At 71.3% G+C, this 9045-nt stretch carries 8 protein-coding genes and 1 pseudogene; 7 read left to right on the top strand and 2 right to left on the bottom strand.

Features of this window, described 5'->3' with window-relative positions; translation table 11 throughout:
• Both DBR36_RS01655 and DBR36_RS01650 read left to right on the top strand, forming a co-directional pair.
• Positions 1-804 (top strand): annotated as a pseudogene (locus DBR36_RS01655) (hypothetical protein); the annotation flags it as partial.
• A gap of 50 nt (positions 805-854) precedes the next feature.
• Positions 855-1121, top strand: coding sequence for a DUF3039 domain-containing protein (locus DBR36_RS01650; RefSeq protein ID WP_076676153.1), 267 nt, complete (start codon positions 855-857; stop codon positions 1119-1121).
• Between the two features lie 23 nt (positions 1122-1144).
• Here the strand turns inward: DBR36_RS01650 and DBR36_RS01645 are convergent, their stop codons facing one another.
• Positions 1145-2470 carry a nicotinate phosphoribosyltransferase gene (locus DBR36_RS01645; protein WP_108317285.1) on the bottom strand — a complete coding sequence of 442 codons (1326 nt, stop codon included), beginning with the start codon at positions 2468-2470 and terminating at the stop codon, positions 1145-1147.
• A 112-nt stretch (positions 2471-2582) separates the two neighbouring features.
• Here DBR36_RS01645 and murI point away from each other — a divergent pair, with 112 nt between their 5' ends.
• From murI to DBR36_RS01620, 5 genes are all read left to right on the top strand, one after another.
• Positions 2583-3401, top strand: coding sequence for a glutamate racemase (gene murI, locus DBR36_RS01640; protein WP_108317284.1), 819 nt, complete (start codon positions 2583-2585; stop codon positions 3399-3401).
• Between the two features lie 36 nt (positions 3402-3437).
• A complete protein-coding gene (gene rph / locus DBR36_RS01635; protein WP_108317283.1) occupies positions 3438-4163 on the top strand; it encodes a ribonuclease PH in 726 nt (241 codons plus the stop codon).
• A 1-nt stretch (position 4164) separates the two neighbouring features.
• Positions 4165-4761, top strand: a complete 597-nt coding sequence (rdgB, locus tag DBR36_RS01630; RefSeq protein WP_108317282.1) for an RdgB/HAM1 family non-canonical purine NTP pyrophosphatase — start codon at positions 4165-4167, stop codon at positions 4759-4761.
• A 71-nt stretch (positions 4762-4832) separates the two neighbouring features.
• Positions 4833-5750 (top strand): cation diffusion facilitator family transporter, encoded by a 918-nt coding sequence (locus DBR36_RS01625; RefSeq protein ID WP_108317281.1) that lies wholly within the window; start codon positions 4833-4835, stop codon positions 5748-5750.
• Positions 5751-5848: 98 nt separating this feature from the next.
• On the top strand, positions 5849-6550 hold the full coding sequence (locus tag DBR36_RS01620) for a GNAT family N-acetyltransferase (protein WP_108317280.1): 702 nt from the start codon (positions 5849-5851) through the stop codon (positions 6548-6550).
• A 28-nt stretch (positions 6551-6578) separates the two neighbouring features.
• Here DBR36_RS01620 and DBR36_RS01615 read toward each other — a convergent pair whose 3' ends face one another.
• On the bottom strand, positions 6579-9029 hold the full coding sequence (locus DBR36_RS01615; protein WP_108317279.1) for an ATP-dependent DNA ligase: 2451 nt from the start codon (positions 9027-9029) through the stop codon (positions 6579-6581).
• Positions 9030-9045 lie beyond the last annotated feature (16 nt).

The following is a 9045-nucleotide window of genomic DNA, read 5'->3' as shown; positions in this document are numbered from 1 at the left end:
GTGCTGCTCACCTCGACGCCCCGCCCGGTTCCTGTGCGCGAGCGCAGCGGACTCGGATGGTTCGCGCTGCTGCCCGGCACGCCCGGGGGAGCGGTCGCCGCGCGCAGCCTGTCGTATTGGCTCCGCGACCGCCGCTACCTCGTCAACATCGTCATCGTGCCGATCGCCGCCGTCGTGTCGACCGTGCCGCTGCTCGTCGCCGGTGTTCCTCTCGAACTCGCGGTGCTGCTGCCCGTGCCGATCATGGCGCTGTTCTTCGGCTGGCTCCCGCACAACGACCTCGCGTACGACTCGACCGCCCTGTGGATGCACATCGCGAGCGGCATGCGCGGAGCGCCCGACCGCATCGGGCGACTCATCCCCGTGCTGCTCATCGGCATCCCGATCCTCGCGGTGAGCCTGCCGCTCGCGATCGTCGCGCACGGCCGGTGGGCCGTCTTCCCCGCGATGGTCGGCGTGTGCGCGGCACTGTTCCTGGCCGGTCTCGGACTGTCGAGCATCTCGTCGGTCCTCGCGCCCTACGCCGTGTCGCGGCCGGGCGACAGTCCCTTCCAGCAGCCGCAGCGCACCGGTTCCGGGGGCGTGGTGGCTCAGGGGCTCGTCATGGCCGGAGCCATCCTCGCCGCCCTGCCGTCGGCGGTGCTGACCTGGCAGGCGATCAACGGCGACACCATCGATTCCCTGTTCGCCCTCTGGGTCGGCGTCGGGATCGGCGCGGGCGTCCTGGTCGTCGGAGTCACCATCGGCTCGGTGCTGTTCGAGCGCCGCGGAACCCGGCTCATGGAGTTCGCCGAAGCCACCTGACCCCGGCTCGGCCGACCCGATCCCCGCGTCCGCGACTACACTGGCTCTCCATGAGCACGCCTCTCGACAGACCGGACAGCGGGGGCCTCGCAACCCTCGACCGCGAGCTCGAAGAGCTCATCCGCGAAGAGAACATCGAGCCCGGCGATCATGAGCGCTTCTCCCACTACGTGAAGAAGGACAAGATCCTCGAGTCCGCGATCACGGGCAAGCCGGTCCGGGCGCTCTGCGGCAAGAAGTGGACGCCGGGGCGCGACCCCGAGAAGTTCCCCGTCTGCCCGCAGTGCAAAGAGATCTACGAGTCGCTCGTCAACTGACGCCTTCCGGGTAGGCCCGGGCGTCACTCGGCGTCGCGGTACTCCGTCGGCAGCGCCGGGTCGGACTTGCTGAGCGCCAGCGCGCGAACGGGCAGCTCCTCGCGAACCCGTGCGTGGTGAGCGCGGGCTGCCGTCACCCCCTCGCGTCCGAGGGCCGCGGCATCCGCTTCTCCTCGCGCCATCAGCGTGGTCTGCAGGGCACGGGCGTCGGGGTGCTCGGCGGCCGTCGACAGCTCCTCGAACCCGTCGCTGACGACCACGAGCTCCGACGTGGCCGTGCCCGCATCGAGCGTGCGGAAAGCGGCCTTGCGACCCCCGTGCGACGCTTTCTCGGCCGAGGCCTTGGCCACGCCCACCCAGGATCCGTCGGCCGCTTCGCGGGCGACGAGCTTGAAGACCAGCCCCGCGGTGGGTACGCCCGAACCGGTCGCCACCGAGGTGCCCACCCCGTAGGAATCGACGGGGGATGCCGCCAGCGCCGCCAACGCGTACTCGTCGAGGTCGCTGGTCACGGTGATCCGCGTGCCGGTCGCACCGAGCTCGTCGAGCAGGGCGCGCACGTCGCCCGCGACGATCGGCAGGTCGCCCGAGTCGATACGCACCCCGCCGAGCTCGGTGCCGGCCACGCGGACCGCGGTGCGGACGCCCTCGGTGATGTCGTACGTGTCGATGAGCAGGGTCGTGCCGGTGCCGAGGGCGTCGATCTGCGAGCGGAACGCGTCCTCTTCGGTGTCGTGCAGCAGCGTCCACGCGTGCGCCGCGGTGCCCATGGTCGGCACGCCCCAGCGGCGGCCGGCCTCGAGGTTGCTGGTGGCCGAGAACCCGGCGATGTACGCGGCGCGGGCGGCCGCGACGGCGGCTTCTTCGCTGGCGCGGCGCGAGCCCATCTCGGCCAGCGGACGGTCGCCCGCGGCGACGCTCATGCGGGCCGCCGCCGTGGCGACGGCGGAGTCGTAGTTCAGAATGCTGAGGGCCAGCGTCTCGAGAAGGACGGCCTCGGCGAAGGTGCCCTCGATGGTCAGCAGCGGCGAGCCAGGAAAGTACACCTCGCCCTCGCGGTACCCCGTGACCGAGCCCGTGAAGCGGTAGTCGGCGAGGAAGTCGACGGTGGTGGTATCCACGATCCTCTCGTCGCGCAGGAATCGCAGTTCGTCCTCGCCGAAGCGGAAGTCGCGGATCGCCTCGAGCAGCCGGCCCGTACCCGCGACGACGCCGAAGCGGCGCCCGCCCGACAGGCGGCGCCCGAACACCTCGAACACGCAGCGGCGCGAGGCGGTGCCGTCGCGCAGTGCGGCGTCGAGCATCGTGAGTTCGTAGCGGTCGGTGTGCAGGGCGGTGCTGCGGCTCATGGCGCCAGCCTATTGCGGCTTCCGCGCCCGTTCCGGTTGCTGCGCACCCGCTTGACAGGTCGCCCCGCCCGCCGCCCGCGCCGCCGGAGCCCGCCCGATAGGCTGGACCCCTATGAATGACGCGCCGATCGGGATCTTCGACTCGGGGGTCGGCGGTCTCACCGTCGCCCGGGCCGTGTCGCAGCAGCTGCCGCGCGAGTCGGTGCTCTACATCGGCGACACCGCGCGCTCGCCCTACGGCCCCAAGCCGATCGCCGACGTCCGCAAGTACGCGCTCGAGGTGCTCGACACGCTCGTCGAGCAGGGCGTGAAGATGCTCGTCATCGCGTGCAACACCGCCTCGGCCGCGATGCTGCGCGACGCTCGGGAGCGGTACGACGTCCCCGTCGTCGAGGTGATCGGCCCCGCGGTCCGCACGGCCATGTCGACCACCCGCAACGGCCGCATCGGCGTGATCGGCACGGTGGGCACGATCGGCTCCCGCGCCTACCAGGACATGCTCGAGGTCAACGAGCGCCTGACGGTGTTCGCCGAGGCGGCGCCGCGTTTCGTCGAGTTCGTCGAGGCGGGCATCACTGATTCGCCCGAGGTCCTCGCCACCGCCGAGCAGTACCTCGCGCCGCTACGTCACGCGGGGGTGGACACCCTCGTGCTCGGCTGCACGCACTATCCGTTCCTCGAGGGCGTCATCAGCTACGTCATGGGCCCCGACGTCAGTCTCGTCTCCAGCGACAGCGAGACGGCGAAGGACGTCTTCCGGCAGCTGGTCTCCCGTGACCTCCTCGCGAGCCCGGATGCCGTCCCCCACCACCGGTACGAGGCCACCGGATCATCGGCCGACGACTTCGTGCGCCTCGCGCACCGCCTCATGGGCCGGGAGGTGCGCGAGGTCCAACTCGTGCAGACCGGCGCCATCGACCTGCCGCGCTGAGGCGTGGCATCCATCCCCGTTCCCCTGGAGGACCCCATGACCCGCAAAGACGGCCGCACGAACGACCAGCTGCGCCCCGTGACCATCGAGCGCGGATGGTCGGCGCACGCCGAGGGCTCCGCGCTCGTGACCTTCGGCGGCACCAAGGTGCTGTGCACGGCGTCGTTCACCAACGGCGTTCCGCGCTGGCTGACCGGCAAGGGCAAGGGCTGGGTCACCGCCGAGTACGCGATGCTCCCGCGCGCGACGAACAGCCGCAACGACCGCGAGAGCATCAAGGGCAAGGTCGGCGGCCGTACGCACGAGATCTCGCGTCTGATCGGCCGCGCGCTGCGCGCCGTCGTCGACACGAAGGCGCTGGGCGAGAACACGATCGTCATCGACTGCGACGTCCTGCAGGCCGACGGCGGCACGCGCACCGCCGCCATCACGGGTGCCTACGTCGCCCTGGCGGATGCCATCGCCTGGGGCCGCGAGAAGAAGTTCATCGCGCAGCGCTCCGAGGTGCTGCGCGACTCGGTCGCGGCGGTGTCGGTCGGCATCATCGACGGCGAGCCGATGCTCGACCTCGCGTACGTCGAGGACGTCCGCGCCGAGACCGACATGAATGTCGTCGTCACGGGCCGCGGGCTGTTCGTCGAGGTGCAGGGAACGGCCGAGGGCGCCCCGTTCGACAAGCGCGAGCTCGACCAGTTGTTGGAGCTGGGTGTGAACGGCTGCGCCGAGCTGCGCGGCATCCAGACCACGGCTCTCGAGGGCTGAGATGGCCCGCGTCGTCCTCGCCACCCACAACCCGCACAAGGTCGAGGAGTTTCAGGCGATCGTCGCCCAGGTGCGCCCCGACCTCGAGGTCGTCGGCTACGACGGTCCCGAGCCGGTCGAGGACGGGGTGACGTTCGCGGCGAACGCCCTGATCAAGGCGCGCGCGGCGGCACGGCACACCGGACTGCCGGCGTTGGCCGACGATTCCGGTGTCGCGGTGGACGTGCTGGGAGGTTCGCCCGGGGTGTTCTCGGCCTACTGGGCCGGACACAAGAAGGATGCCACGGCCAACCTCGAGCTGCTGCTCGACCAGTTGTCCGACGTCGCGGATCCGCACCGCACCGCCCAGTTCGTCTCGGTGATCGCGCTCGTGCGCCCCGACGGCACCGAGGACACGGTCGAGGGTCGCTGGCCCGGTCGCCTGGCGACCTCGCCGGCCGGGCCGGGTGGTTTCGGGTATGACCCGATCTTCGTGCCCGACGGTCAGCCGGCGGGCGACGAACGCACCGTGGGGGAGTGGACGGCGGACGAGAAGAACGCGCAGTCGCACCGTTCCCGGGCGTTCCGCGAGCTGGTCCCGCTGCTCGCGCGGCTGTAGCGACACCGGTTCTCATTCCCGACTGCCGCCACACCGCGCGGCGCCGACAGCCCCCGCCCTACGCTGGATCCATGCACGATCACGCGCCAGCCGGCGGCATCCGCGATGCCAGCAACAGGCGCCTGCTCGCCATCGCCCTGGCGCTGACCACCACGGTGATGGTCGTGCAGATCGTCGGGGCGATCCTCTCGGGATCGCTCGCGCTGCTCGCCGATGCGGCCCACATGTTCACCGACGCGGCGGCCCTGGTCGTCGCGCTCGTGGCCACCGCGATCGCGGCGCGGCCGGCCGACGATCGCCGCACGTTCGGTTATCAGCGCGCCGAAGTGCTCGGCGCGCTGGCCAACGGCGTCATCCTGATCGTCCTGTGCACCTGGGTGGGAGTCGAGGCGGTGCAACGCCTGCTCGCCCCGGCCGACGCCGAGGTGCAGGGCGGGCTCATGCTGGTCGTGGCGACCGTCGGCATGATCGCGAACGCGGTGTCGATGTGGCTGCTCGGTCGTGCGCAGAAGCGCAGCATCAACGTCCGCGGCGCGTACCTCGAGGTTCTGGGCGACCTGATCGGATCGATCGCGGTGATCATCGCGGCCGTGGTCATCGTGACGACCGGTTTCGTGCAGGCGGATGCCCTCGCTTCGCTGCTCATCGCGGTCATGATCGTCCCGCGGGCCATCGGGCTGCTGCGAGAGGTCGTGGTCGTGCTGACCGAGTCGGCGCCCGTGGGCGTGCACGTGGCAGAGATCCGCGAGCATCTGCGCGAGGCGGACGGCGTCGTCGACGTCCACGACGTGCACGTGTGGCAGCTGACCCGCGGTGCCCCGGTCTTCAGCGCGCACGTGATCGTCGAGGATGCCGCGCTGAGCGACGGCCGTGCCGCGGCGATCCTCGCGTCGCTGCAGACGTGTCTGGCCGACCATTTCGACGTGGAGCACTCGACCTTCCAGCTCGAGCCCGCGGGGCACGTCGAGCACGACTCGCGCCACGCCTGACCCGCTCTCGACAGCGGGGGAATCCGTCGAGAATCCTCGGCCGAGCGGAGGCGCTCGGGTAGCCTGCGAGCAGACGCCCACCCCCCGGAAGGTCTGCCATGTTCACCGATATCGTCACCGATCACTGGCTGCCCGCGCGAGCGGCGCACGTTCCCGAAGAGGAGGCGTTCGTCGTCGTCGACCCCGATCTGCCCGACAACCGAGCGGTCTCGGTGGTGCGGGTGGAGGACGGTCCGACGATCGTCGCCGTCTCCGCCGCACACGCCGAGCGGATCGGCGTCGACGACGGCGAGACCATCCCCGCCGACGAGGCGACGACGCGTATCGCCGCCGCGGGGATCCCGTTGAACGACCCCGACCACCTTTTCTACCTGCCGCTCGAGGAGCAGCAGGCGATCGCGGCCGAGACGCATGGCATCCACACCCGACGGCTCACGGCGGATGACGCACCGGCTTTCGCGGAGATGGTCGCTGCGGCGCCCTCGCACGAGTTCGACGAGGCGTTCGTCGAACTCGACCACTGGCTCGTCGTCGGCACCTTCGTCGACACGCGCCTCGCAGCGGCCGCCAGCATGTACCCCTGGGGAGCGACGCACCTCGCCGATCTGGGCGTCATCACGCTGCCGGAGTTCCGCGGTCGCGGGCTGGCGCGGGTGACGGTGCGGGCGCTGTCGGCCGAGGCGCTGGCCCGCGGGTACGAGCCGCAGTACCGCTGCCAACTCGACAACGCCCCCTCGGTCGCCCTGGCGATCGCCTCGGGGTTCCGCCGATTCGGGGAGTGGACGGTCATCGATTCCTGAGCGGGTCGACGCGCAGCGCCCCGCCCCGTCACTCCTCCCGCACGACCTCGCCCGGCGCCTTGTCCGGACGAAGCCCGCGCCACCGCGCCTGACGCAGGATCCCACCCGGGGTGAATTCGGCGAACTCGACCTCGCCCACCAGCTCCGGACGCACCCACAGTGCGTCGCGTGCGTCGGCCGCGGGCACTCCCACGAACGGGTTCTCGGCGCTCCGCAGTGGTTCCAACACCTCGGCGAGACGCGCGAGGGTCTGCTCACCGAAACCCGAGCCGACCCGGCCGGCGTATCGCAGCCCGTCGACCGAGGGGACGCCGACGAGCAGCGAACCGATGGAACCCGACCGGTGACCCTTGCCGGGCCGGATTCCCCCGATCACGACCTCCTGCGTGCGCGAGTGCTTGACCTTGAGCCACTGCTCCGACCGCACCCCGCGGCGATACGCCGACGAGGGATCTTTCACCACGACGCCCTCGAGGCCGAACCTCGCGCTCGTCGCGACGGCGGCATCCACGTCGTCGAAGACCGGGGGCAGGACCACCGCCGGTCCCGCGCCCTCGGCCAGCTGCTCGAGCACGCGTCGCCGCTCACGAAGGGGGAGGGATGCCACATCCCGCCCGCCCACGGACAGCACGTCGAACAGGTACAGCTGCACGGGCGTCCGCGCGGCCTCGCGCTCGATCTCGCGGGGTCGCGCGAGGTTCATCCGTTTCTGCAGCAGGGGGAAGCTCGGACGCCCCTGCTCGTCGAGGGCGACGATCTCGCCGTCGAGCACCGCGGGAAGATCGCCGAGTCCGAGGTCGGCCCCGGTCAGCTCGGGATACGTCGCCGTCAGGTCGTTGCCGTTGCGGGACCGCAACCGCAGCTGCCGGCCGTCCCAGATCCCGAGACCCCGGATGCCGTCCCACTTCATCTCGACCCACGGCGACCCCCACCGTTCGCCGGCGGCGCGGGCGATTCCCGCGGTGGCCGAGGTGGCGAGCATCGGCCGCAGCTCGGCGAGGGTCGGCTCGGCGGATTCCGCCACGGATGTTTGCGGGCCAAGGGTGGGTTCCGAAGCGCCCGCGTGATCCCGGGCCACGACGGGGTCCCCGTCGGCTTGGGGGCGGCCGTCGGCATCCGTCTTCATCCGGTGCAGCAGCCACTGGGACTTCTCGCCCCGGCCCTCGGTGCGGATGAGCGCCACCCGCACACGACCGAGCGGCCCGTCCTCGCGCCCCTCGAGGGTCGCGATCACCTCGTCGTCCCGCCACTTCTCGAGCTCGTAGGTGCCGGTGTCCCAGACGGTCATGATGCCCGCGCCGTACTCGCCGCGCGGGATCTCGCCCGCGAAGTCGAGGTATTGCAGGGGGTGGTCCTCGGTCATGACGGCGAGGCTGTTCTTGGCGGTCGTGTGCGGCACGCCCTTGGGGACGGCCCAGCTGACGAGCACCCCGTCGCGTTCGAGACGCAGATCCCAGTGCAGCCGCGACGCGTGATGCTCCTGGATGACGAAGCGGGCACGTCCTTCTGCCGCCGGGGTGCCGTGCGGGGCGTCGGGTACCGGCTCGGGCGTGCGCCCGGCCGTGCGCTTGGAGATGTAGGCGCGCAGGGGACCGTGACCCTCGTCGACGGGAGCCAGGGGGTCGCCGAGGACCGGCATCCGTTCCAGGACCTCGGTGAAGAGCAGCTGCCGGAGTCCGGGGTCGTCGAGTTCGTCCCACGTGCGGGGCGCGGCGACCGTCGGGCGGGTGCGACCGCGCAGCGAGTAGGGCGCGATGGTCGTCTTGGAGCCGCTGTTCTGGCTCCAGTCGATGAAGACGCGCCCCTCGCGCACGGCCTTGGCCATCTGGCTGACCACGAGGTCGGGATGATCCGCCTCGATGGCGCGCGCCAACTCCTTCGCCACCGCGCTCACGTCGTCGCTGGACTGGCCGCCGTCGAGCCGCGCGTACAGGTGGATGCCCTTGCTGCCGCTCGTGACCGGCAGGGGGTCCAGACCGATGTCGCGCAGGATGTCACGGGCCCAGCGCGCGACCTCGGCGCACGCCGTCAGGTCGACGCCCGGGCCGGGATCGAGGTCGAGCACGAGCCGGTCGGGGTTCTGCCGCGCGCCGTCGCCCGAGAAGCGCCACTGCGGGACGTGCAGCTCGAGACTCGCGACCTGCGCAAGGTACGCGAGGGTCGGCAGGTCGTCGACCACGGGGTAGTCCTTGGCTCCGGACGAATGATCGATCGGATGCCGCCGCACCCACGCCGGTGCGCCCGGCTCGAGCGCCTTCGCGAAGAACGGCTGCCGGGGGTCGGTCTCGGTGCCGACACCGTCGGGCCAGCGCTTGCGGGTGAGCGGGCGATCGCGGACGTGGGGGAGGAGCAGGGGCGCGATACGGGAGTAGTAGTCGACGACCTCGCCCTTGGTGGTTCCGGTCTCGGGATACAGCACCTTGTCGAGATTGGACAGGCGCAGCCGACGGCCCTCGATCCGCACCGTCTGCTCGGTCATCGCCCCAGCGTAGGGC

Origin of the sequence: Microbacterium sp. HMWF026, from assembly GCF_003061325.1 — a bacterium.
Lineage (GTDB): Bacteria > Actinomycetota > Actinomycetes > Actinomycetales > Microbacteriaceae > Microbacterium > Microbacterium testaceum_E.
Note: the sequence above shows the minus strand (reverse complement) of the source record. Positions and strands in the feature narration are given on the sequence as shown.